General features: G+C 72.9%; 21 protein-coding genes. 7 read left to right on the top strand and 14 right to left on the bottom strand.

Going from position 1 to position 23326, the window contains the following annotated elements; genetic code table 11:
- The first annotated feature begins 112 nt into the window (after nucleotides 1–112).
- A complete protein-coding gene (locus EOE66_RS21915; protein WP_205702608.1) occupies nucleotides 113–997 on the top strand; it encodes a PEP-CTERM sorting domain-containing protein in 885 nt (294 codons plus the stop codon).
- On the opposite strand, the gene EOE66_RS01565 is transcribed toward EOE66_RS21915, so the two are convergent.
- Entirely contained in the window at nucleotides 969–1880 is a 912-nt protein-coding gene (locus tag EOE66_RS01565; RefSeq protein ID WP_245478859.1) for a class I SAM-dependent methyltransferase, read from the bottom strand. The two genes, EOE66_RS21915 and EOE66_RS01565, sit on opposite strands and share 29 nt — an antisense overlap.
- Before the next feature lie 200 nt (nucleotides 1881–2080).
- Here EOE66_RS01565 and EOE66_RS01560 point away from each other — a divergent pair, with 200 nt between their 5' ends.
- Entirely contained in the window at nucleotides 2081–2896 is an 816-nt protein-coding gene (locus tag EOE66_RS01560; protein ID WP_128226925.1) for a hypothetical protein, read from the top strand.
- Between the two features lie 12 nt (nucleotides 2897–2908).
- Complete coding sequence (locus EOE66_RS01555; RefSeq protein WP_128226924.1) at nucleotides 2909–3664, top strand: transporter substrate-binding domain-containing protein; 756 nt, start codon at nucleotides 2909–2911, stop codon at nucleotides 3662–3664.
- On the opposite strand, the gene EOE66_RS01550 is transcribed toward EOE66_RS01555, so the two are convergent.
- The 3 genes from EOE66_RS01550 to cphA all read right to left on the bottom strand — a co-directional run bounded on the left by EOE66_RS01550 (nucleotide 3651) and on the right by cphA (nucleotide 8660).
- Nucleotides 3651–3866: a hypothetical protein gene (locus EOE66_RS01550; RefSeq protein WP_128226923.1), complete on the bottom strand. Its 216-nt coding sequence runs from the start codon at nucleotides 3864–3866 to the stop codon at nucleotides 3651–3653. The two genes, EOE66_RS01555 and EOE66_RS01550, sit on opposite strands and share 14 nt — an antisense overlap.
- 103 nt (nucleotides 3867–3969) lie before the next feature.
- On the bottom strand, nucleotides 3970–5793 hold the full coding sequence (locus tag EOE66_RS01545) for a Mur ligase family protein (protein ID WP_128226922.1): 1824 nt from the start codon (nucleotides 5791–5793) through the stop codon (nucleotides 3970–3972).
- A gap of 17 nt (nucleotides 5794–5810) precedes the next feature.
- Nucleotides 5811–8660 carry a cyanophycin synthetase gene (gene cphA, locus EOE66_RS01540; RefSeq protein WP_128226921.1) on the bottom strand — a complete coding sequence of 950 codons (2850 nt, stop codon included), beginning with the start codon at nucleotides 8658–8660 and terminating at the stop codon, nucleotides 5811–5813.
- 136 nt (nucleotides 8661–8796) lie between these two features.
- Between cphA and EOE66_RS01535 the strand changes: the two genes are divergently transcribed.
- From EOE66_RS01535 to EOE66_RS01525, 3 genes are all read left to right on the top strand, one after another.
- The gene (locus tag EOE66_RS01535) at nucleotides 8797–10005 is read left to right on the top strand and encodes a hypothetical protein (RefSeq protein ID WP_128226920.1); all 1209 of its coding nucleotides are present in this window, start codon (nucleotides 8797–8799) and stop codon (nucleotides 10003–10005) included.
- Nucleotides 10006–10197: 192 nt separating this feature from the next.
- Nucleotides 10198–10896: an anti-sigma factor gene (locus tag EOE66_RS01530; RefSeq protein WP_128226919.1), complete on the top strand. Its 699-nt coding sequence runs from the start codon at nucleotides 10198–10200 to the stop codon at nucleotides 10894–10896.
- Nucleotides 10897–11002: 106 nt separating this feature from the next.
- Nucleotides 11003–11563, top strand: a complete 561-nt coding sequence (locus tag EOE66_RS01525; RefSeq protein WP_128226918.1) for a DUF3455 domain-containing protein — start codon at nucleotides 11003–11005, stop codon at nucleotides 11561–11563.
- 10 nt (nucleotides 11564–11573) lie between these two features.
- Here the strand turns inward: EOE66_RS01525 and EOE66_RS01520 are convergent, their stop codons facing one another.
- The 3 genes from EOE66_RS01520 to EOE66_RS01510 all read right to left on the bottom strand — a co-directional run bounded on the left by EOE66_RS01520 (nucleotide 11574) and on the right by EOE66_RS01510 (nucleotide 13352).
- Complete coding sequence (locus tag EOE66_RS01520; RefSeq protein WP_205702607.1) at nucleotides 11574–12392, bottom strand: S1/P1 nuclease; 819 nt, start codon at nucleotides 12390–12392, stop codon at nucleotides 11574–11576.
- A gap of 73 nt (nucleotides 12393–12465) precedes the next feature.
- Nucleotides 12466–12678 (bottom strand): hypothetical protein, encoded by a 213-nt coding sequence (locus EOE66_RS01515; protein WP_128226917.1) that lies wholly within the window; start codon nucleotides 12676–12678, stop codon nucleotides 12466–12468.
- Nucleotides 12679–12755: 77 nt separating this feature from the next.
- A complete protein-coding gene (locus EOE66_RS01510) occupies nucleotides 12756–13352 on the bottom strand; it encodes a phosphoesterase (protein WP_128226916.1) in 597 nt (198 codons plus the stop codon).
- A gap of 89 nt (nucleotides 13353–13441) precedes the next feature.
- Between EOE66_RS01510 and mdeB the strand changes: the two genes are divergently transcribed.
- The gene (gene mdeB, locus EOE66_RS01505; protein ID WP_128226915.1) at nucleotides 13442–16084 is read left to right on the top strand and encodes an alpha-ketoglutarate dehydrogenase; all 2643 of its coding nucleotides are present in this window, start codon (nucleotides 13442–13444) and stop codon (nucleotides 16082–16084) included.
- 244 nt (nucleotides 16085–16328) lie between these two features.
- On the opposite strand, the gene EOE66_RS01500 is transcribed toward mdeB, so the two are convergent.
- The 7 genes from EOE66_RS01500 to EOE66_RS01470 all read right to left on the bottom strand — a co-directional run bounded on the left by EOE66_RS01500 (nucleotide 16329) and on the right by EOE66_RS01470 (nucleotide 23241).
- Nucleotides 16329–17366: an NAD(P)/FAD-dependent oxidoreductase gene (locus EOE66_RS01500; protein ID WP_164884953.1), complete on the bottom strand. Its 1038-nt coding sequence runs from the start codon at nucleotides 17364–17366 to the stop codon at nucleotides 16329–16331.
- Nucleotides 17363–17563, bottom strand: a complete 201-nt coding sequence (locus EOE66_RS01495) for a hypothetical protein (RefSeq protein WP_128226913.1) — start codon at nucleotides 17561–17563, stop codon at nucleotides 17363–17365. The genes EOE66_RS01500 and EOE66_RS01495 overlap by 4 nt, the downstream gene beginning before the upstream one ends.
- 160 nt (nucleotides 17564–17723) lie before the next feature.
- Nucleotides 17724–18170, bottom strand: a complete 447-nt coding sequence (locus EOE66_RS01490) for a PH domain-containing protein (RefSeq protein WP_128226912.1) — start codon at nucleotides 18168–18170, stop codon at nucleotides 17724–17726.
- Nucleotides 18171–18202: 32 nt separating this feature from the next.
- Nucleotides 18203–19045, bottom strand: a complete 843-nt coding sequence (locus EOE66_RS01485; RefSeq protein WP_128226911.1) for a cyanophycinase — start codon at nucleotides 19043–19045, stop codon at nucleotides 18203–18205.
- Between the two features lie 75 nt (nucleotides 19046–19120).
- Nucleotides 19121–19618: a hypothetical protein gene (locus EOE66_RS01480; RefSeq protein WP_128226910.1), complete on the bottom strand. Its 498-nt coding sequence runs from the start codon at nucleotides 19616–19618 to the stop codon at nucleotides 19121–19123.
- Nucleotides 19619–19751: 133 nt separating this feature from the next.
- The gene (locus EOE66_RS01475; protein ID WP_128226909.1) at nucleotides 19752–20756 is read right to left on the bottom strand and encodes a Bug family tripartite tricarboxylate transporter substrate binding protein; all 1005 of its coding nucleotides are present in this window, start codon (nucleotides 20754–20756) and stop codon (nucleotides 19752–19754) included.
- A 106-nt stretch (nucleotides 20757–20862) separates the two neighbouring features.
- Complete coding sequence (locus EOE66_RS01470) at nucleotides 20863–23241, bottom strand: TonB-dependent receptor plug domain-containing protein (protein ID WP_128226908.1); 2379 nt, start codon at nucleotides 23239–23241, stop codon at nucleotides 20863–20865.
- Nucleotides 23242–23326: the final 85 nt, after the last annotated feature.

The raw sequence follows: 23326 nt of genomic DNA, 5'->3' as shown, positions 1-23326 counted from the left end.
CGCGTTCGCGGGGTGGAGGCCGGCGGTGTGACACACCGGCCGGGCCGGGGCGGCGTAAGCAAGGGACCGGGGCCGGGGCCTCGGGCATTTCACCCTTGCCAAGGTCTTTGCCATGCGCTCTTCCCGCGTCTTCATCTCCCTGGCCTTGGCCGCTGCGGCCGGGGCCCAGGCCGCACCCATCCAGCTGAACTACACGGCCCGCTTCGACACCTGCGCCGGCAACGGCTGCACCAGCGCCATCGCGCAAAGCCACTGGGGCTCGGTCAGCGGCACTTACATCTTCGACCCTGCGATGGTCACGAGCACCAATGCCCCGCCCAATGGCTACGTGCCCAGCAGCTTCAACACCAGCCTCGTCCACAACTTCACCGGCCTGAACAGCTTCAGCGCCTCGCTGCAGGCCGGCGGCCTGCAGGCGCGATCGACGGGCCTGGCCTTCTCGCCTTCGCCCAGCAGCGCCTACAACGGCGTGGGCCCCGGCTCGGCCGCGGCCGTGGTGACCAACGGCGACGCGGGCCGCCTGCACGACCGGCTGCAGTTGATCGACCAATCGATGAACGACATCACCGGCCTGCCTGCCGGCTGGCAGGTGGGCCCCGGGCTTTACGGCGGCGGTGTCACCGGGCGCCTGGCGCTGACCTTCGCCTGGGGCCTCTACGACCCGGTGATCAGCGGCACCGACATCCCGCTGGCCATCGACAGCGTGCCCGGCACGCTGAGCGTGCAGGCCATCGGCTTCGGCTTCTTCTGGAACCGCAATGGCGGCCCCGACACCTTCATCAGCTACAGCGGCAGGATCACGAGCTTCAGCACCCAGCCCTACGTGGCGCCGCCCGCGTCACCCCCGGGCGGTGGTGCGCAGCCGGTGCCCGAACCCGGCTCGCTGGCGCTGATCGGGCTGGCGCTGCTGTCCCTGCTGGCGGCGCGGGCGGTGCGGCCACCGAAGAGGCCGCCCGCAGGCCCCGGCCTCAAGCCGGCTTCACATACCGGTGCGTGAAGCGGTCGCTCTCGCCGATGGCGGCGTAGCGCTCGCGTTCGACTTCCTTGCGCGCGAAGGTGGGCGGCAGCGTCCACACGCCGTTCGGGTGGTCTTTCGTGTCCTTCGGGTTGGCGTTGATCTCGCTCTTGGCGGCCAGCACGAAGCCGGCGGCGCGGGCGCGTTCTTCCATGAAGGCTTCGGTGACGTAGCCGCTCTTGGCCATGGCTTCCAGCGTGGTGCCGGGGTTGGCGCGGTGGTCCACCACGCCCAGCACGCCGCCGGGCTTGAGCATCGCGAAGCAGCCGCGCAGCTTGTCGTCCAGGCTCTTGTCGCTGACCCAGTTGTGCACGTTGCGGAAGGTCAGCACCAGGTCGGCGCTGCCGGCCGGCACCTCGGGCGCGCCGGTGGCCGTGGGCAGCGTGGCCAGCACGGCCTTGTCGTAGAGCTCGGGGGCCTTGGCCATGCGCTCGGCGAAGTTCGCACGGCTGCGGCGCATGTTGGCGTTGGCGCTGTCGGCCGGGAAGTGCGCCAGGTAGAGCTTGCCGCTGGTGCGCAGGTAGGGCGCCAGGATCTCGCTGTACCAGGCGCCGCCGGGCGAGAGCTCCACCACCGTGAGCGTGGGGCGGATGCCGAAGAAGGCCAGCGTGGGGCCGGGGTTGCGCCACACGTCGCGTGCGCGGTTGGCTTCGCTGCGGTGCGGTGCGGCCAGCACGGCCCGCAGGGCGGCATCGGGCTCGGTGCTGGCGCTGCCACCCAGGCTGGCACAGCCGGGCAGGCCGACGGCCAGCAGTGCGGCGGGGCCGGCGGCCAACAGGTGGCGGCGCTGCAGGCCGCGGCCCGGGCCGGTGGACAGGCCGGCCGGAGCCGGGGCGGTGAGGAGGGGGTGGGCGGGGTGCGTCATGGGCGCGCATTCTGGTGGCGCGGCTGCGGCCGGCGCTGCTCGTGTTCCCCAAGACCCCAGCCTTCGGGACGCCAAGCGGGCGTTGCCGGGCGGCGGTGCACCGGCGCGCCGGCCCCCTAGCTTCACGGTTGCCTGCAGGTCGACAGCGCGGGCCGCAGTGCCGACCATGCGCTCCCGTTCACCCGACCTGGAGATGCCGCATGCGCCCGTCCTTCGCCCTGTCTTGCTTCCAGCCCCGCACCGCAGCCCTGGCCTTGCTGTGGTGTCCCCTGCTCGCCCTGGCCAGCGGCGACGGTCCCGGCGGCAGCCAGCCCCCCACCGTGCAGTTCACGCAATGCACCGAATTCGTCGGCGTCGCGGTGGTGGACGCTGCCGCCGCGCGTGCCCTGGTGCCGGCCCGCTACACCCTGGTGGCCGATGCGGCCGGCGCGCGCCTGGTGGTGCGCGCCGCCGACTGTGCGGCCGTGCGCGTGGGCGCCCGCCCGGCGCGGCCGGGGCGCGTGGCGCAGGTCGGCCTGATCATCGTGTCGCCCGACGGCACCGGCACCGACCCCAACACCGCCATCAACAACTACACCCTGGGCTACGTGAGCAACAGCCCGGCCCTGGTGCAGGCACTGCGCGGCGCCGGCGTGCCGGCAGTGCTGGACGAGGGCCTGGCCTACACCGCCCCGGCGCCCACGGCGGCGGGCGGCAGCGGCGATCTCTTCGTGGCCGTGGCGCCCGAGCACCCGGCCGCCGGGCCGCGCTGGTTCCTCCACGGCACGGTGAACGTGCCGGGCTTCGACACCAGCTTCCTGGCCAACTGGTGGGTGGCCGGCCCGGGCGGGCGCGAGACGAAGATGGCCACCACGCTGCCGCTGATCAGCTTCGATTTCGGTTCGCAGGTGAGCTTCACCACGCAGCGGCAGGGCGCGCTGGCCACGCTGCTGCCGGGCCACCGCATCGAGAACTTCGTGCTCAGCTTCCGTGGCGCCTTCCCGGCGGCCACGATGGTGACCACCGTCACGCGCTGAGCGGGGCCGTCGATGCACGAGGCCCCGCTGCTGGCGCCCCGCGGCACGCTGCACGCCGCCATCAACCTGGGCAACCCGCTGCTGGCCCGCGCCGGGGCCGGGCCGGGCACGGCCGAAGGCGTGAGCGTCGATCTCGCCCGCGCCCTGGCCGCGCAGTTGCGCGTGCCCTTGGCGTTGCAGGTGGTGGAAACCGCCGCGCAGGCCGTGGCTGCGGTGCGCAGCGAAGCCGCCGACCTGGGCTTCTTCGCTGTCGATCCGCAGCGTGGCGAGGGCCTGCGCTTCTCGGCGCCCTACCTGTTGATCGAGGGCGCCTATCTGGTGCGCAGCGCCAGCCCGCTGCAGCGCAACGACGAGGTCGACCGCCCCGGCATGCGCGTGGTGGTGGGCCAGGGCAGCGCCTACGACCTCTACCTCAGCCGCACCCTGCAGCACGCCACGCTGCAGCGTGCACCCAGCTCGCAGGCCGTGGTGGCCGAGTTCCTGGCCAGCGGCGCGGAGGTCGCCGCGGGTGTGAAGCAGCCGCTGCAGGCCGAGGTCGAGCGCCTGGGCCCCGCAGCCGGCGGGCTGCGCCTGCTGCCCGGCCGCTTCATGGTCATCGAGCAGGCCACTGGCATTCCGGCTGGCCGCGGCGCGGCGGCGCAGCGGGTGCTTCATCGGTTCATCGAAGCGGCCAAGGCCGAGGGCGCGGTGGCCGCGGCACTGCGACGCCACGGCGTGGAGGGGGCCGGGGTGGCACCCCCGGCGGCTCCCTCGATCAGCGCGGGCTGAGGGCGCTGCCGATGCTGGCGGCGACCTTGCTGCGGCTGGTGCCGCTGGCCAGGGGTTCGCCGCCGTCGCCTTGGCACGACGCCAGCAGCAGCGCCGCGCCCAGGCAGGCGCACAAGGCGGCGCACAAGGCTGCCTGCCAGGCGTCGCCGCGGCCGGGCTCGGCGGTGTCTCGCGGGCTCGGCGGCGGGGCGACCGGCGGCATGCTCGGCGGGGTGCCGGCTTCAGGGGCGTGGTGGGGCATCGGCGGCTGGCAGGCTGTGAATGGAATGACAGCCCACAGTTCAACAGCGCCAGGTTGCAGGCGTTCAGCCAGTTCTTGTCGGCGCCGACACATCGCCCGTTTCGGCACCTGGGCCAGCGGCCGTGCCCTGCGCCAACACCTGGGCCAGCGCCTGCCGCACGGCCGTGGTGTGCACGGGCAGCACCACCACGTCGCCGGGCTGTGCCCAGGCCAGCAGGGCCAGCGCGGCGGCTTTCTCGTCGGGCTCGTGCTGCAGCGCGTGGGCCGGCAGGTCGGCCTGATGCAGCGCAGCGGCCAGCAGCGCCGGCACCTCGCCCAGCGCGCGGCCGCGCAGCATCTGCGGCAGTTCCTTCACCACCACCCGCGCCGGCGCGAAACGCGCCGCGGTCTGGGCCAGCCCCGCGATGGCCGCATCGTCGCGGTTGCCGGCCTGCCCCAGCAGCAGGCCCAGGCGCACGGGCTTCAGCGCCTGTGCCACCTGCAGCAGCTGCGCCAGGCCGTCGGGGTTGTGGGCGTAGTCCACCAGCACGGTGGCGCCGCGCCAGGGCCAGCGTTCCAGGCGGCCGGGGTTGTCTTGCGGCGCGGCGCCGAACTGCGCCAGTGTGGCGCGCAGCGCCGGCAGTGGCAGGTCGCCAGCGAGTGCGGCCAGCACCGCGGCGGCGATGTTCTCGATGTTGTGCCGCGCTGCGCCCTGCAGCGTGAGCGGCATCTGCGAGATCTCGCCCAACGAAGCTTCCACGTCGCCCTGGGCCCAGACGAGCTCGCCGCCCGCACTGCCGCACACCGGCGCGCCTGTGGCACGGTGTGCCTGCAGCAGCGGGTGTGCCAGGTCGTGCGCGAAGAGCGCCACGCGGCCGGCGTCGAACAGCGCCTGCACGTGCGGCGTGCGCCGCGCCACGGCCATCAGCACCGCGTCGCCGCCGTTGAGCACCAGCGTGCCGTGCTCGCGCAGCGCGTGCGCCACCACGAGCTTGGCCTCGGCGATGTCCTCCACGCTGGCGATGCCGTACTCGCCCAGGTGGTCGGCGCTGACGTTGGTGACGATGGCGGCATCGGCCTGCCGCGCCACCAGGCCGCGGCGCAGCAGGCCGCCGCGTGCGGTTTCCAGCACCGCGAACTGCACCGCCGGGTGCCGCAGCACGGCGCGGGCGCCGGCCGGGCCGGCGTAGTCGCCGGTGTGCACGGGCTGCCCGCCCACCACCACGCCTTCGGTGCTGCAGTGGCCGGCCACGCGGCCGGCGGCTTCGGCCATCGCCACCAGCAGCCGCGTGGTGGTGGTCTTGCCGTTGCTGCCCGTCACCAGCAGCACGGGTTGCGCGTGCAGTTGCGACCAGGGCACGTCCATGGGCAAGGGCAGCACGGCGCGCGGCCAGGTGCGGCTGCCGCTGCCGATGCCGATGGAGACGCTGTCGTCGTCGTCGAACAGCGGCAGGCCGTGCGCGTGGGCGGCGGCTTGCAGGCGCTGCAGCGGGCGCGAGGCCTCGGCGGCGGTCTTGGCGCGGAAGTGCCGGGCCATGGCGTCTATGTCGTCGCACGCGGGCTGCGTCAGCGCGAAGCCCTGCGCGGCCAGCGGCGCGTGCGCCTCGGCCGCGCGCTCCCAGGCCCATTCGTTGAGGTCGGTGGCCGTCAGCAGCGCGGCCTCGGGCGGCACGAAGGCCAGCACCGTGCCGGCCGCGCCCGTGGCCACGTGCGTTTGCGGCGCCGGCCAGCCCAAGGCGGCGCACAGCGCTTGCACACGCTGCTGCCAGCCGGACAGTGCGCTGGGGTCTGCAGCTGCCGCGCCCAGCGGTGTCAGGGCCACGGCCGGCACCGAAAACCAGCGGTTGGGGCCGGTCAGCCGGCGCGAGCTCTCGAACGCCGGTGGCGGGCCTTCATCGTCGTCGTGCACGGGTGCTGTGCCGCGGCTCAGTCTGAAGCTTCGCCAACGAAGCGCAGGCCGCGTTCGTCGCGCACGAAGCCGCTGGCCAGCAGCGCGCCGTCGTCGGAGAGCGGGTTGCGGTGGCGGTCTTCCGAGCCGCTGTCGCCGCCCTCGGCGGCCGCCTTGGGTGTGCTGGCCATCGCGGGCGCGGCCTGCGCCACCGCGCCCTCGGGCCTGAACTTCGTCACCTGCTTCCAGCTGCGAGTGAGGGCGTCGGCAAACACCAGCAGCAGGTCGCCGAACTGGCCCATGCGCAAGGCGTGGTCGATGGCTTCCTGCTCGTCGGGGATGATGGTGATCTGGTCTTCGCGCACGCCCTGCGCGCGCAGCACGGCGGCGATCATGTTCGGCACCTCGTCGCTGGCGCGGCCGCGCAGGCCGTCGTCGCGCCGGCAGATGTAGTGGTCGAAGCGCCCGGCCACCGCCCGCGCGATGTCGCGGATGTCTTCGTCGCGCCGGTCGCCCGGCCCGGCCACCACCACGATGCGCCGGCCGCGCACGTCCAGGCGCTGCGCCAGGTCGGCCATCACGCCCACGGCGTGCGCGTTGTGCGCGTAGTCGAAGATCACCTTGAACGGGTGCTCGTCGTACACGTTCATGCGCCCCGGCGCCTGGAAGAAGGTGGTGTCGAAGGTGCGCAGGCCCTGGCGGATGGCGTCGAGCTTGATGTCCAGGCTGAAGGCCAGCGCCGCCGCGAACATCGCGTTCTGCACGTTGTGCATCGCGCGGCCTTCGAGGGTGGCCGGGATCAGGTGCGTCCACATCAGCGGGATGTGCCGGCCCTTGTCGTAGAGCGTGATCATCTGCCCGTTCACACCGGCTTCCAGCGCACAGGCGCGGCCGCCGGCGCGGATGTGCTCGCGCACCACGGCGTGTTCGGGGTTGGTGGTGACGTAGCAGAGGTGCTTGGCGTCGGTGTGCGCGCTCATGCGGATGACGTTCTCGTCGTCGGCGTTCAGCACGGCGCAATCTTTGGCCACCTCCACGATGATGCGTTTGACCTCCGCCAGCTGCTCCAGCGTGTCGATGCCTTTCATGCCGAGGTGGTCGCTCTTGACGTTGAGCACCGCGCCCACGTTGACGAAGGGCACGCCCATGCCGGCGCGCAGCAGGCCGCCCCGCGCCACCTCCAGCACGGCCATGTCGATCTTCGGGTCGGCCAGCACCATGCGCGTGGCGACCGGCCCCGTCATGTCGCCTTCCACGGTGCGCTGGCCGTCGATGTAGACGCCGTCGGTGGTGGTCAGGCCCGGCGTGTAGCCGGCCATCTTGGTGATGTGCGCCAGCATGCGGCTGGTGGTGGTCTTGCCGTTGGTGCCGGTGATGGCGGCAATGGGCACGCGGCTGGGCGTGCCCGGGGGGAACAGCATGTCGATCACCGGCCCGGCGGCGTCGCGCGGCGTGCCCTCGCTGGGCGCCACGTGCATGCGGAAGCCCGGCGCGGCGTTGATCTCGCAGATGCCGGCGCCCGCGTTGGCCGCGGCCTTGTAGCTCTCGCTGATGTCGGGGCAGAGGAAATCGACGCCGCCCACGTCGAGGCCGATGGCGGTGACGGCGCGCACGGCCATCTCGCGGTTGTCGGGGTGGATGATGTCGGTCACATCGGTGGCGGTGCCGCCGGTGCTGAGGTTGGCGGTGCTGCGCAGCAGCACTTCCTGGCCTGCGGCGGGCACGCTGTCCACGGTCAGCCCCTGGCGCGTGAGCATCATGTCGGCCTGCGCGTCGAGCTCGATGCGCGTCATCACCTTCTCGTGGCCGATGCCGCGGCGCGGGTCCTGGTTGACGATGTCCACCAGCTGCTTCACGGTGTGCGTGCCGTCGCCGATCACGCGGCCCGGCGTGCGCTTGGTGGCAGCGATGAGCTCGCCGCCCACCACCAGCAGGCGGTGGTCTTCGCCGTTCAGGTAGGTCTCCACGATCACGCTGCTGCTGTGCTCCTGCGCGGCGGCGAAGCCGGCGCGCACCTCGTCGGGCGTCTTCAGGCCGATGCTGATGCCGCGGCCGTGGTTGCCGTTGTAGGGCTTGGTGACGACCGGGTAGCCCAGGCGCTCGGCGGCGCGCACCGCGCGGTCGGCGCTGCGCACGAGTTCCTGCCGCGGCACGGGCAGGCCGCAGTTGGCGAGGATCTTGTTCGTCTCTTCCTTGTCCTGCGCCAGCTCCACGGCGATGTAGCTGGTGCGGCCCGTGACGGTGGCCTGGATGCGCTGCTGGTACCTGCCGTGGCCCAGCTGGATCAGGCTCTGCTCGTTCAGGCGCAGCCAGGGGATGTCGCGCTCGACCGCGGCCTTCACCAGGCTGGCGGTGCTGGGCCCGAGGGCGCGGCGCTGCGCATAGCGGATGAAGCCGTCGCGGGCCTCGGCCCAGTCCCAATCCTCGGGCACCACGTCGGCCGGGCGCAGCTCGGCCGGCAGCAGGCTGCACAGCAGTTTGAGGGCGAGTTCACCGGCCTCGATGCCCTGGTCGCGCTGCTCGTACTCGTAGACCACGGTGTAGACGCCGGGCTGGCCGTCGATGCTGCGTGTCTTGCCGAAGGTGACGTTCTCGCCCGAGATGTTCTGCAGCTCGATGGCCACGTGCTCCATCACGTGGCCGAGCCAGGTGCCGTCGGGGTCTTCGGCGTCGCCGCGCATGCGCCGGATGAAGCCGCCCGGCACGCGGTAGCTGCAACCGTGTTCCTGCAGCCCCGGCAGCGCGGCCACCAGCGCGTCCACGTAAGCCGCCCCCAGCTTGCCGGTGGGCCAGGCTTCCAGCGCGCCCAGGTCGAGCACCAGCTTGATGACCGGGAAGTGCGCGTACAGCGACGGGCCCACATAGACATTGCGTTCGACGATGCGCATCGCGCAGGCTCCTTCTCGAAGGGGGGTGGACAGCGCCCCGGGGCGCCGCTGCTTCGGCATGATGCCAGTGCGGCCAAGGCTCGCCGCCAGGGTTTGCTGCACACTCGCGCGCTCCGTGTTCTTGCCCTGCTGTTGCATGAAGCTCTGGACCGTGTTGTTGCCGCGCCTTCTGCCGCTGTGGCTGGCCACCGCCGCAGGCGCAGGCGCACAGCCCGCAGGCAGCCCGGCTGCCGCCGCCCCATCCACCCCATCGGCCCCATCGGCCCCGGCCCCCATCGCCCTGGCCGCCGAAGCGCCCACCTGGCACCTCTGGCGCGGCTACCAGGTCTGGCGCGATGAACTGCCCGACACCCTGCCGGCCGAGCAGGTGGAGATCGTCGTGCTCTCGCCCGACCAGCGCTGCCGGCCGCCGGCCACCGCCAAGGTCTTCGGCCTGAGCCTCGGGCCGGGCGTCGACCCCGCCACGCAGCGCTTCTGCAGCGCGCTGCAGGCTTACACCGCGGCCCCGCCTGGCCCTGCGCTGCCCGTGCCGGTGCGCCTGGCCACGCAGGCCCTGCCTTCGCGGCAGCCGGCGGCCATCGTGGCGGCGCTGGCGCCGGCCCCGCAGCGGCGCTACGTGGCGCTGGTGGTCTGGCAATGGCGTGAAGACCGCAGCGACCTGTTCTGGCTCTTCGAAGAGGCCGTGATCGACCGCGACACCGGCCGCTGGCTTTGGCACGCCGGGCGCTCGCAGCGGGTCTTCATGTTCGACCGCAAGGCCATCGAAGAGACGCTGCCGCAGGCCCTGCAGACGCTGCTGCGCCACGAGATCCCGCGCGACCTGCTGCGCCGCGGCTGGTGGCGCGAGGCCGTGCCCCTGGCCGACAGCCGCTGGGTGCCCGCCGCCGAGATGGCCAGCTGGAAGCCGGCCGAGGGCCGCGCCGGCCTGGTGTTCGTCAACGAGATGCCCAACAAGCTGGCCGAGCCTCTGCTGGGTGGTGCCAAGCTGTGGCCGGCCGGCACGGCCGAGCAGCCCGAGCCGCCCGGCGGCGACATCACCACGCGGTCGACGCGGCGCTGGGTGCAGGGCACGCCGCTGCTGGGCACGCGCACGCACGCCCTGCTCGACCTGCCCGCCGGCGACTACCTGCTGCGCGTGGGCGAGCAGCCACAGCCGCTGCGCGTGGAGGCCGGCCGCATCACCGCGCTGCGCCTGCAGCGCCAGGCGCTTACCGCCATCCCGCAGACCAGCACCGAGCCCGAGGCCTGGTGGCGCGAACGTGGCCTGCCGCGGCTGCGCCACGCTTTCCTGGCCGAGCCCCCGCAACAAGGCGCCGAAGGCCTGGTGAGCTGGTTCCAGCCCTGAACGGCTGAGCGCCCGCGGCCGCGGGTGTGGCATTTGCCGCGCTGCCGGCTTGGCCGGGCGCGTCCGGGCGCCCCTGCGCGCATCTCTTTGGGGCTGGGCTGCGTATCCCTCCTGACCGCCACTCAGCACGAGACCCGCTTGCAACACTGCCCCTTGCTCTCCCAGTGCCGCGCCGCGGCGGCGGGCTGAGCCGTGGACTACGGCCGCCCCGAGCGCGCCGACGGCCTGGCCGCTGGCTACGTGCTGGGCACCCTGCGCGGCCCCGCGCGCCGGCGCCTGCAGGCGCTGCTGGGCGCCCACCCCGCGCTGCGCCGGGCCGTGCGGGCCTGGGAACAGCGCCTGGCGCCCTTGTACCTCGCTCTGCCTCCCGTGGCCGTGCCCGAGCGCGTGTGGACGGGCCTGGAAGCGCGGCTCTTCCCGCCGGCCGCGGCGGCCACCGGCGCGGCGCCTCGGCCCTGGTGGCAGGCGCTGGCGCTGTGGCGCGGCTTCAGCGCGCTGGCCAGCACGGCGGTGCTGGTGCTGCTGCTCTGGCCGCCGACGCCGGGGCCGCCGCAGGCACCCACGGTGGTGGTGCTGGCGCCCCAGCCCGGCGCCGCCGTGGCCGGGCCGGCGCTCTTCGTGGCCAGCCTCAGCGCCGATGGCCGTGCGCTGGTGCTGCAGCCTCTGCAGGCCCCGTCGCTGTCGGCGGCACAGGCGCTGGAGCTGTGGGCGGTGCCCAGCCAAGGGGGGCCGCGTTCGCTGGGCCTGGTGCGTGCCGACCGTGCCACCACGCTGCTGCTGCCCGCCAGCGCGCAGCGCGGCACGGCGGCCTTTGCCGTGAGCGTTGAACCCATCGGCGGCTCACCCACGGGTGCGCCCACGGGGCCGGTGGTTTCGGTGGGCCCGGTCTGAACCGGGGCCTGCATCCGCTTCGGGCCGGGCCGCGTAAGGGAGGGCGTGGGCGCCTGGAAACGCCCCGCCCGACCCTCCGAACCCTTCTTCACCGCCTGGAGTCCGCATGCACAAGAACACCCGCCCCGCCCTGCTGGCCACGTTGGCCGCCGCGGCCCTGCTGTCGGCCTGCGCCGGCACCCCGATGACAGCCGCCCCCACCTTCAGCCAGGCCCTGCTGCCGTCCGCCGTGCAGGTGCCCGCCGGCCACCGCGTGGCGATGGAGACCGTGGGCGTGGGCCGCATCACCTACGAATGCCGCGAGAAGGCCAGCACGGCCGGCCAGTTCGAGTGGGTGTTTGCCGGCCCCGAGGCCTCTTTGCAAGACCGCAGCGGCCGCCGCGTGGGCCGCTACTTCGGCCCGCCCGCCACCTGGGCGCTGGACGACGGTTCTTCGCTCACCGCCACGCAGCTGGCCGTGGCCCCGGCCGGGGCCGGCAGCATCCCGCTGCAGCTGGTGAAGGCCAACCCCGCGATGGGCGCCGGCGCGCTGACGGGTGTGACGCACATCCAGCGTGTGGCCACCAAGGGCGGCGTCGCGCCGGCCCTGGCCTGCGGTGCCGCCGATAAGGGCCGCCGCGAGGTGGTGAACTACCAGGCCGACTACATCTTCTGGAAGGCGGCCTGAACCCCGCCGATCAACGGGCGCCCAGCGCCTCGTTGAGCACCTGCGCCAGCCGAACGCTGGCGGCCTGCAGCCGCTGCGTCAGCGTGCCGGCCCAACGCGGCGCATAGCTTGCGGGCAGGGTGCGCTCTTCCGGGTAGAAGCCCGGCTGCGCCACGATCTTGCAGCTTTCTTCGGCCCACAGCACCGGCGTGCCTTGCACGGCCGGGGCTGGCGCGGTTTTCACCGCCGTGCGGAAGGCCTCGTCGCCGCCGGGCCAGTTCACGGCCAGGCCGGTGTCCCACAGCGCATGCAGGTTGGTGCCGCGCTCGAAGGCCTGCAGCTGGAAGCTGTTGCCGCCGCGGTCGTCGAAGAAACCCGCGTGCAGGGGCTGGTGCACATCGGCCACCAGGTGCACCACGTACTTCAGCGCCGTGAGACGCTCGGCGTCGGTGGTGCCGGCCTGGGCCAGCAACGCCATCTGCTTCTGCAGCGCGCCCACCACGCATTCACCCTCGATGCACAGGCGCGCGGGTTCGTACTGGCAGCTTTCGCCGCGGTGGAAGTTCACGTAGTGCCAGCGCGCGGTGCCGAGCGAGCGGTTCTCGTCGGCCCAGGTGGAGATGCTCGCCAGCGTGGCTCCGGGCTCCAGCGCCAGCAGGCGTTGCGCCTCGGCACGTGCGGCCGGGCTCAGCCGGGCCTCGGCCGTCTCGGCGATGAGCCGGTGGCCGGCGCCGCCGAAAGCCCCGGCGCTGGAGGCCGCGCCCAGCAGGCCGGCGGCCACCGCGCCGAGCAGCCCGGCGTGGAGCGGGCGAAGGATGCGAGGCAGGTGCGAGAAGAGGCGGTTTTGCACGGCAGGCAGCGGGCGTTGGCAGCAGGGCCGCCGAGCATAGCGACCCGCCTGCGCGTGGCGGCTGCCCGCGGGGCTACCAGTTGTCGACCGACTTGCCGGCGCCGTCGCCGAAGTCGCTGACCACGAGGTACTGGTCGGCCGCCGTGTTCACGGTGACGGCTGTGGCCGCGGCCACCACGCCGCGGCGCAGGAGGGTGTCGGCGCCGCCGTCGGCGCTGCGCTGGAAGAGTTCGAGCAGCAGGCGCGTGCTGCGGCTGTCGGTGCACTGGACTTGGATGGCGGCCATGGCGTTGCTCGGCCCCCGCGGGCGGGGGCTGGGGTGGTTGCGGATCGAGGCGCGACTGTAGGCGCTGGCCGACCGCTTCAGGCCCCCAGCCGGCCCGCCATCCCTACAAAGCAGGCCCCGGCCAGCGCGCCCAGTGCCAGCCCGGCGGCCACCTCCGCGCGCGTGTGCCGCTGCAACTCGAGCCGCGACCATGCCACGCCCGCGGCCAGCAGCGCCGCTGCCAGCGCCCACAGCGGCTGCGGCCACAGCAGCGCCACCGCCAGCACGGCAAAACCCACGTGCAGCGAGACCTTGCCCCAGCGCCGCAGTGCCAGCGCCGCGGCCACCAGCGCACCGCCCAGCGCCAGGCCCAGGCTCGTCACCGCCGGCTGGCCCAGGGCGGCCAGCAGCGCGGCCATGCCGAAGAGCAGTGCCACGAGCAAGAGGTTGAGCTCCAGGCGCTCGCGCGGCTGCGAGGCGTCCACGTGCGCCCAGCGGCCGGCCTTCACGCGCCAGGCCGTGTAGGCGCCCACGCACAGCGCGATGAACACCGCCGCGCCCAGGCCGGCGGCGAGCGTGTCGCGCGCGCCGGGGCCGCCGCCGGCCGCGCTGCCGCCGCCGGCCACGGCCAGGGGCATCAGCAGGGCCGGGTGGCCGGCAATCGAGAGGGCGCGGGCCCAGGCGGTGTGCGACATGGGTCGAGACTGTAGAGCGCGGGGCGCATCGCCCCGGCGCGGCCTGCCGTGACACGGCGCCACACAATGGCGCCAGGAGACCGAACACCATGAACGCACGCGACCCGCAGGCCCCGGCCGCCGAGCTGCCCCAGGACCCCTGGCACGACCCCCGCCACGACAGCGACCCCGAAGAAACGCGCGAGTGGCTCGAAGCCCTGCAGGCCGTGGTGGCCGGCGCCGGGCCCGGGCGCGGCCTCTTCCTCATCGAGCAGCTGCAAGACCAGGCGCAGCAGCAGGGCCTGGTGCCGCACCTGCAGCCGTTTTCGGCCTACCGCAACAGCATCCCGCTGGAGCGCCAGGGCCCCTACCCCGGCGACCTGCGCACCGAAGAACGCCTCACCGCCGTGATGCGCTGGAACGCGCTGGCCATGGTGGTGCGCGCCAACGAGGCGCACGGCGAACTGGGCGGCCACATCGCCAGCTACGCGAGCGCGGCCGAGATCTTCGAGGTCGGCTTCAACCACTTCTTCCAGGGCAGTGCGTGCGGCCAGCGCAGCGACCTCGTGTACTTCCAGCCGCACAGCGCGCCGGGCGTCTACTCGCGGGCCTTTCTCGAAGGGCGCCTGAGCGAGGGGCAGCTCGCGCGCTACCGGCAAGAGATCCAGGCCGAAGACAGCACTTCGGAAGGCGGTCTGTGCAGCTACCCGCACCCCTGGCTGATGCCCGAGTTCTGGCAGTTCCCCACCGGCAGCATGGGCCTGGGGCCGATCAACGCGGTGTACCAGGCGCGCTTCATGCGCTACCTCACCGCGCGCGGTCTGCTCGACTGCAGCACGCGGCGCGTCTGGGGCGTGTTCGGCGACGGCGAGATGGACGAGCCCGAGTCCATCGCCGGCCTCACGCTGGCCGCGCGCGAGAAGCTCTGCAACCTGACCTTCATCGTCAACTGCAACCTGCAGCGCCTGGACGGCCCGGTGCGCGGCAACGGGCAGATCATCCAGGAGCTGGAAGCGCTGTTCACCGGCGCCGGCTGGCACGTCATCAAGGTGCTGTGGGGCAGCGAGTGGGACGCGCTCTTCGCGCGCGACACCGAGCACGTGCTGCTGCGCGCGCTCAGCCGCACGGTGGACGGGCAGTACCAGACGCTGGGCGCCAACGACGGCGCCTACAACATCGAGCACTTCTTCCGGCAAGACCCGGCCGTGCAGAAGCTGGTGGCGCACATGAGCGAGGCCGAGATCGATGGCCTGAAGCGCGGCGGCCACGATTTCCGCAAGCTCTACGCCGCCTTCGCCGAAGCGCGCGACCACCGCGGCCGGCCCACCGTCATCCTGGCCAAGACCAAGAAGGGCTACGGCATGGGCGGCGCGGGTGAAAGCCGCATGACGGCGCACCAGGCCAAGAAGCTGGACCTGGAGGCCGTGAAGGCCTTCCGCGACCGCTTTGCGCTGCCGCTCAGCGACGAAGACGTGGCCGCGCTGCGCTTCCTCAAGCCCGCCGAAGACAGCGCCGAGATGCGCTACCTGCGCCAGCGGCGCGAGGCCCTGGGCGGCCCGCTGCCTAAGCGCAACGGCACGGCGCCGGTGCTGCCCGTGCCGCCGCTCTCGGCCTGGGGCGAGTTTGCGGTGAAGGCCGAGGGCAAGGAGATGAGCACCACCATGGCCGCGGTGCGCATGCTCGGCAACCTGCTGAAGGACCCCACCCTCGGCCCGCGCATCGTGCCCATCGTGGCCGACGAGGCGCGCACCTTCGGCATGGCCAGCCTCTTCCGCCAGGTGGGCATCTACGCGCCCGAGGGCCAGCACTACGAGCCCGAAGACCGCGACACGATGCTGTACTACCGCGAAACGCGCGACGGCCAGCTGCTGGAAGAAGGCATCAACGAAGCCGGCGCGCTCAGCAGCTGGATCGCCGCGGCCACCAGCTACAGCGTGCACGGGCTGCCCATGCTGCCGGTCTACATCTACTACTCGATGTTCGGCTTCCAGCGCGTGGGCGACCTCATCTGGGCCGCGGCCGACCAGCGTTCACGCGGCCTGCTTTTCGGCGCCACCGCCGGCCGCACCACGCTGGGCGGCGAGGGCCTGCAGCACCAGGACGGCAGCAGCCTGCTGGTGGCCAGCACGGTGCCCAACTGCGTGGCCTGGGACCCGGGCTTCGCGGGCGAGCTGGCGGCCATCCTGCAGCACGCGATGCACCGCATGCTGGTGCAGCAGGTCGACGAGTTCCATTACGTGGTGATGGGCAACGAGAACCACGCCATGCCCAGCCTGCCGGCGGGTGTGGAAGACGATCTCTTGCGCGGCTTGTACCGGCTGCAAGGCTTTGGCGAAGGGCCGGCGCGGGTGCGCCTGCTGGGCTCGGGCGCCATCCTGCGCGAGGTGCTGAAGGCGGCCGAGCACCTGCACGCTCAGCACGGCATCGCCTGCGAGGTCTACAGCGCCACGAGCTACAGCGAACTGGCGCGCGAGGCGCAGGCCTTGCAGCGGCTCGACCGGGCGCAGCCGCTGCCCGAACGTCGCCTCAGCCACGTGCAGCGCCTGCTGGCCGGCAACGCGCCCATCGTCGCCGCCAGCGACTGGGTGCGCGCCTGGCCGCAGCTCATCACCGAGTACGTCGACGCGAAGATGGTCACCTTGGGCACCGACGGCTTCGGCCGCAGCGACACGCGGGCGCGGCTGCGGCGGCACTTCGAGGTGGACGCGCAGGCCGTGGTGGCGGCGGCGCTGGCGGTGTTGCGCCCGGCCTGAGCGCGGCGCGGGCCGGGCCGGCCTGGAAGGGGCTGGGAAAACCTGTTGTTGCACACAGTGCTGGGTGCGTATACAGTTCTTTCCAGTCGCTTTCCGTCGCCCGCACTTCCAGGAGATTCGCCATGCGCCAAGCCCTGCGCCAGCACTACCGCCCCGACAGCGTGCGCCTGCCCCAGTGGGTGTGGCGCGTCTGGGCCTGGTTCTGAACTGACACGGCGGCCGGCCCTCGGCGGCCGGCCTTGAATCAGGCGCCGGCCAGCATGGCTTGCGCCAAGGCCCGGCCACTGAGCCAGGCGCGTTCCACACCCTCGGGCACCGCGGCGGGGCCCGGCCCGGCAGACAGCCGGGCAGCCAGCGCAGCGGCCCCGCCGCCCCAGGCATCGCCACAGCTGCCCAGGCGCAGCGCGGCATCCCAGCCGCAGGCCGCGGCCGCCGGTTCGGCCACCTGCGCGTAGCGCCAGCGGTGCGCTACCGCGTGGGCTGGGGCCGGCACGGGCGGGCCGGGCTCGGTCAGGTTCTGCAGGGCTGCCAGCAAGGCCACCACGGCGTCTTCGGGGCGCTGCTCCAGCGCGGCGGCGCTCCAGGCGGCCGTGGCGTGCAGCACCCAGCGCTGCCAGCCCGGGCCCGCTGTTGGCGCGGGGCCGGGCAGCGCGCTCACATCCACCACCTCGGCCAGCACCGGGCTGGCGGCCACCCGCGCCGGGTCGGGCAGCGCTGGCGCTGCCACGCCGGGCGGCCAGCCCAGCATCAGCGTCCAGCAGGGCTGGCCGTGCACGCCGGCCAAGGCCTGCAGCAGCGATGGGCTGTCGGCGCACAGCGGCCGCGTCTGCTCGGCCGGCACGGCCAGCAGCAGCACGTCGAAGGTGCCGGGCAGCGTGCCGTGTTCGGCGGTGGCGAGTTGCCAGGTGCCGTCGGCATTCCGCTGCGGGGGCCGCACGGTGTGTTCCGTGCGCAGCGCCAGGCCCTCGGCCAGGTGGCGCGCAAGCGCGTTCATCGTCGGCCGGCCGGCCCAGCGGCCTGATGCGTCGGCCGCCGCCCAGCCTTGGGCCTGCCAGACCGCCAACGTGTCCCGGAAGGCCGCGCTCTGCGCGCCGAAGCCCGCCACGCCCTGGTGGAAAGGCCCCACCTCGCTGCGCCGCGTGGCACAGCGGCCGCCGGGCCCGCGGCTTTTCTCGAAGACGGTCACCTTGCAGCCGGCTTCGGCCAGCGTGCGCGCGGCCACCAGGCCGGCGATGCCCGCGCCCACCACGGCCACGCGGGGTTTTGCAGCCCCGGCGCTCACGCTTCGAACAGCGGCGGCTGCTGCAGCTCGGCGTCCAGGTTCATCAGCAGGCTGGCCAGCGAGAGTGCCCGCCACAGCGGCTCGGGCATCTGCAGGATGGCGTCGGGGGTGCGCGCCTCGGCGATGTAGGCGCCGATGTCGTGGTGCTGTTCGGGCGACAGCAGGCGCAGGCTGAGCATCTCGTCCAGGGTCTTCACGGGGCTCCTTCCGTCGTCATCGTGGGGCTCCGTCCATCGCGGGGCACGCCGGGTCCGTCCGAGGGGCCGCGGGCCGTTGCCGGCGCGCTGCTGCGCATTGTCGGGCCGCGGGCTGCAGCGTGCTGGCGCGGGGTTGCGCGGCGGCTGCGCGCAGCGCTGCTCACAGCCGGTACATCGGCACTTCGAGCGCAAGCGTGAGCGGGTGCTGCGGCCCGCCGCGCGAAAGGGCCAGCGCGTGCAGGGCCGCCAGGTGCAGCGTGTCTCGCGGCAGCAGGTAGTTGCGACCCTGCCGGTCGCGCAGGCGGATGCCCACCACCAAGGGCACGCCGCGCAGGTGCTCGGCGCTGGCGATGTCCTCCCAGCCCACGCTGCGGCGCCAGCCCCAGAAGGTGCCGAGCTTCAGGCCCTCGGGCCCGGCCTCGGTGGGCATGAGCAGGTGGATCATCACCACCGTCACGGCCGCAGCCGCCATCAGCGGCAGGCTCTGGGGCCATGAAAAGGGCTCCCCTTGCAGCCAACCCCAGCCTTGCCCGGCCAGGGCGCCGAGCATCACGCTGGGGAAGGCCTGCCGCCACAGCGCCGGCAGGCGCACCGGAAAACGCTGCATCCCGGCCCCGGTACCGGCGCCGCCCACGGTGCTCAGCGCTTGGGTTCGTGCAGCACGCCGGCGTCGGCCAGGCGCGTGTGCAGGTTGAAGGTGGCGCCCTGCGTGAGGATGTGCAGCTTCACGCCCAGCAGGCACACCGGCCGGCCCTCGTTGACCGTGTCCATGCTGCTGAACTGCACCTCGGCGGCGTCCACCACGGTGATGCCGCCGCTGCCTTCCACGTGCACGGTGTTGTCCGGCGCGATGAAGGCCGCGGTGTCTTCGTCCAGGCCGATGCCCACGGCAAAGGGGTTGTAGGCCAGCGCCGTGAGCAGGCGGCCCAGGCGGTCGCGCTGGCGGAAGTGCTGGTCGATGATGAAGCGGTTGGTCAGGCCCAGCCCCGCGGCCAGGCGCACGCTGCCGGCAATCGGCGTGCTGCCCTCGTCGCCGAAGGCGATCATGTGTTCGCTGATGAAGGCCGCGCCGGCGCTGGTGCCGGCCACGGGCACGCCGGCAGCGTTCATCACGCGCACGGCCTTGGCGATGGGCGTGCCGCCGATCAGCGTGCCCAGGCGCAGCTGGTTGCCGCCGGTGAAGAAGATGCCGGTGGCCTGCTGCAGGCGTTCGAGCCGGCCGGGCTCGTCGCAATCACGCCGGGTGTCGAAATCGAGCGCCGTCACCCGCGCGGCACCCAGTTCCCCGAAGATGCGTTCGTAACGCGGCCCGGTGCTGCGCATCTGGCTGGCCGTGGGAATGACGACGATGTCGGCCTGCCGCCCACCCGCCAGCTGCACGAAACGGTTGAGGATCTGTGGCGCGTTCTCTTTTTCCTCGGCACCGCCGATGGGGATGATCCATCCGCGCTGCTTGCCTTCGGCCACCTTGCTGGCACACATCCTGTTCGCCGTCCTTCCGTTCGTCAGGGCGGGGATGATGCCACCGGGCGCCGTGCACCCGGCCTGGCCGCGGGCTCAGAAGCCGCTGAGGCCCAGTGGCGCCAGCTCCAGCAGCTGGTCGGCCAGCCACAGGCGCAGCACGCCGCAGCCGCCGGGCACTTCCAGCACGAACACGCCTTGTTCACCGAGTGACGCACTGGCCACTGGCGCCAGGGCCAGCGGCAGCGAGGCGGTGCTGTCTGCAACGGCCCCGGGCCCCGCGAGGTCGATGTCCAGCGCGGCCGTGGTGGGGCCCAGGGCCAGTGGCCACCAGCTCACCACGCCCCCGGCACAGTCGCCATAGACGGTGCCGCACAGGCGGTAGCCGCTGCTGCCCCCGCGCGGCGACAGGACACGAAGCTGCAGGTCGTGCGTGCCCAGGCTGTAGAGCAGCTGCCGCGGTGTCGCGCGCTGCTTGAAGTGCGTCGTCTCGGGCTCGGGCCAGACCGAGGCGAGCAGGTGCTCGTCGGCGCCCGCCGGCGCGTGGGCCGGCGGAGGGGCGGAGGGCATGAGGTCGAGCAGGAGTGCAGGCATGGCAAGGGCGGCAGGTGTGGCGTGCAGGTGCCTCACAGAGGGGCCCTGCTACGCGCTGATACATCCCCGTCCGGCGGGCGCTGCGGCGTGCCCAAGGCGGCCTGGAGGCCGACGCAGGCGCTCGCCCGCACGCTCAGTCGACCTTGGCGCCGGAAGCCTTGACGACCACCGCCCACTTCTTGGTTTCGGCGTCGATGAACTTCGCGAACTCGGCCGGGCTCATGCCGCTGGGGATGGCGCCCTGCGACTGCAGGCGCTCCTTGATGGCCGGGGTGGCCATGGCCTTGGCCGTCTCCTGCTGCACGCGGTTGACAATGTCGGCCGGCGTGCCGGCGGGTGCCAGCAGGCCGAACCACGAGCTGGCCTCGTAGTTGCGCAGCAGCGAGCCGCCGGCCTCGGCGATGGTGGGCAGATCGGGCAGGGCCGCCGAACGCACGCCGCTGGTGACGGCCAGGGCCTTGAGCTTGCCGCTCTTGATGTGCGGCATGGCGCTGGGCAGGTTGTCGAACATCAGGTCGACGTTGCCGGCCATCAGGTCGATGAGCGCCGGGCCGCTGCCGCGGTAGGGCAGGTGCAGCATGAAGGTGCCGGTCAGGCTCTTGAAGAGCTCGGCCGCCAGGTGGATGCTGGTGCCGTTACCCGAACTCGCCACGTTCAGCTTGCCCGGGTTGGCCTTGGCCGCGCGGATGAGGTCGACCACCGAGTTGACCTTGTACTTCTGCGCCGACTCGGGGTTGAAGACCAGCACGTTGGGCACGCCGGCCACCAGCGTGATGGGCGCGAAGTCCTTGACCGCGTCGTAAGGCATCTTCGGGTACAGCGACGGGTTGATGGCGTGCGTGCCCACCGTGCCCATCAGCAGTGTGTAGCCATCGGCGGCTGACTTGGCCACCTCGGCCGAGCCGTTGTTGCCGCCGGCACCCGGCTTGTTGTCGACGACGAAGGGCTGGCCGAACACCCGCTGCAGCTCGGGCGCGATGGCGCGGGCGAGGATGTCGGTGGTGCCGCCGGCGGCGAAGGGCACGACGATGCGCACCGGCTTGCTGGGCCAGGCGCCTTGGGCGTGGGCGTAGCGGCTCAAGGCCAGCCCCAGCGGCAGGGCGGAGGCGGCGGCGAGCAGGTGGCGGCGTTGCGTCATGGGGGCAGGCAGGGTCTGTTCAAGGGAACAGCCAGTGTGCCCGCAGGCCACCACCGCGGCAGCCGGGGCAACCCGGGTGCCGCGGCGTTGGCGTGGTGCCGCGGCCCTAGAGCTTCAGTTCCAGCCGCAGCTGCCAGTTGATGTCGCTCGGCCCCGTGCTGCGCGTGCGCGTGCGCTCGGTGACGCCGGCCACGACGCTGTCGTTGGCGGTGCTGGTGCTGAAGTCACGCGGGTTCAGGTTGCTGCCCAGCAGGCGCAGGCCGACGTTGGGGTTGAAGGTCCACAGCGCGTAGGCGTCCCACACCTGCTTGCTGCTGACGGTGACGGTCTGGTCGGCCTCGATGCGCGTGGTGGTCTCGGGCACCCAGTTGACGTTGCCGCCCAGCGTCAGCGGCATGCTGCGCAGACGGTAGTCGGCGCCGAAGTTGGCCGTGGCCTTGCTCTGCTGGTCGAGCCGGTTGTCGGGGCCGGGCACGGCCTTGACCTTGCTGTCGAAGACCGAGAGGTTGGCCCGCACTTCCACCGGCGTGGCGCCGGTGATCAGCTGGTCGAGGCGGAACTTGGCCTCCAGCTCCAGGCCCGAGGTGGTGGCGTCGCCGATGTTCTGCATGCGGCGCACATAACGCGGGAAGGGGCTCCAGCTCACCGTTTCCAGCCGGGTCGCGCCGCGCATCAGGTTGCTGATCTGGCGGTGGAAGAGGTTGGCGCTGAGCACGCCGCCGCTCTCCAGGTAACGCTCCAGCGCGATGTCGATGCCGGTGGCCAGCTCGGGCTTGAGGTCGGGGTTGCCGGCACGGTCGGGCGCGGTCTCGATGTTGCTGCCGGTGTCGGGGTCGTAGTCGCGGTTGATGGTGGGCCGCGCGATCAGGTTGCCCAGGTCGGGGCTGCGGTAGCTGCGCGTCAGGCTCATGCGCACCTGGTCGCGGCCCTTGGGGTCGGGCTTCCACACGGCGTGCAGCAGCGGCGTCCACACGCTGCTGCGGTTGGTCGGGCGGAAAGCCCCGGCCGCGCCGGCGCTGTCGCCCTTGGTGGTGATGCCTTCCCAGCGCAGGCCGGCATGCGCCGACCAGTTCGGGTTGATCGTCCACTCGTCCTGCGCGAAGGCCGCCAGGCGCAACGAGCTGGCCTTGAGGTCGTCGCCGAAGTCGGAGAGCACCGGCGCGCCGTTCTGCAGCGAGCTGCGCGCTTCGCTGCGGCGCGAGGCGTCCACGTCCAGGCCGCCCACCAGGCTGTGCTCGCCACCGCCCTCGGGCTTGCCGCCGGTCAGGCCCGAGAACTTGAGCTTGAGGTCGATGTTGGTCTGCTTGGTGCGGCCCGTGTCCACCAGCGTGCGCGCGGCGGTGGTGCCGCCGGTGTTGAAGTCGCTGCGCAGGCTGTCGTTCTCGCTGCGGAAGACGCCGCCGCCGCCGTTGAGCTCGGCGCGCACGGCCCCCAGGCGCTGGCGCCACTGCGCGTTCAGCCGCGCGTTGGTGAAGCTCGTCTCGCTGCTGGTGTTGCCGAAGTCGTAGAGCACGGCGCGGCCGGGCCGGCGCAGGCCTTGAGTCAGCGTGTACTGGCTGCTGCTCTTGCCGCTGGCGTGGAAGATGGTGGGCGCCAGGGCCAGCATGTCGCCCGTGCCTTCACCCAGGCGCCACTGCAGGCGGCCGCTGAAGTTGCCGCCCAGTCGCTTGTCGGTGGTGCTGCTGCGGGTGCTGCGGTCTTCCAGCAGCGCGCCCGTGGCCGCGTTCTCCACCGTCGTGCGGCTTTCGCTGCGGTTGTTGTTGCGGCGCTCGAAGACCGAGCCCGAGAGGTTGTAGACGAGCTCGCCGGCGGCGTCGTTGTGCGTCCAGTTCACGCCCGGGCTGACCTCGCCGTCCTCGACGCCGAAGCCGATGCGCACGTCGTTCAGGCGGCGCCGGAAGCCTTCGCGCGTGATGATGTTGATGGTGCCGGCGATCGCCCGCGCACCAGTTTCGGCCGTGGGCGCGCGCAGGATCTCGATGCGCTCCACCTGCTCGGGCGTCAGGCTCTCCAGGCTGAAGCCAGGCGGCACGCGCTGACCGTCGATGAGCAGCTGCGTGAAGCCGCCGCCCAGCCCGCGCATGCGCGGCGGGCCGCCGCGCCCGGGCGCGCCGGGCGTGGTGACACCGGGCAGGCGGCGCAGCACCTCGCCCACGGTGGCGTCGCCGAACTTGTCGATCTCCTCACGGCCGATGACGATCTTGCTGGCCGTGGCCTGGCGGCGCTGCGTGGTGTCGTTCTCGCGGCCGCCGGTGATCTCGATGCGCTGCGACGGGTTGGCGCTGGCCGGGGCGGGGGCAGGCGCCGGCGTGGCGGCAGGCCGCGGCCGCGGCGCTGAAGCGGCCCCGGCCGGGGCCTGGGCGGCGGGGGCGGGCTGCGGTGTCGGGGCGGTCTGCGCCCAGGCGCTGGTGAGGGCCAGTGCGAGGCAGGGTGTGAGACAGGGGACGAGGGCCTGCGGCAGGCGTGCTTTGTTCTTGGAGGGCATGCCGGGGATTGTCCCTGCTGGCACGAAAGCTTTCAGGCGCAGGGCTGCCTTTGCCTGGGCTTTGCATTTCTTCACGCCGGCCGTG

It is taken from the genome of Rubrivivax rivuli, assembly GCF_004016505.1.
In the GTDB taxonomy this organism is placed as follows: Bacteria; Pseudomonadota; Gammaproteobacteria; order Burkholderiales; family Burkholderiaceae_C; genus Rubrivivax; species Rubrivivax rivuli.
This window is presented reverse-complemented; position numbering and strand designations above follow the sequence as displayed.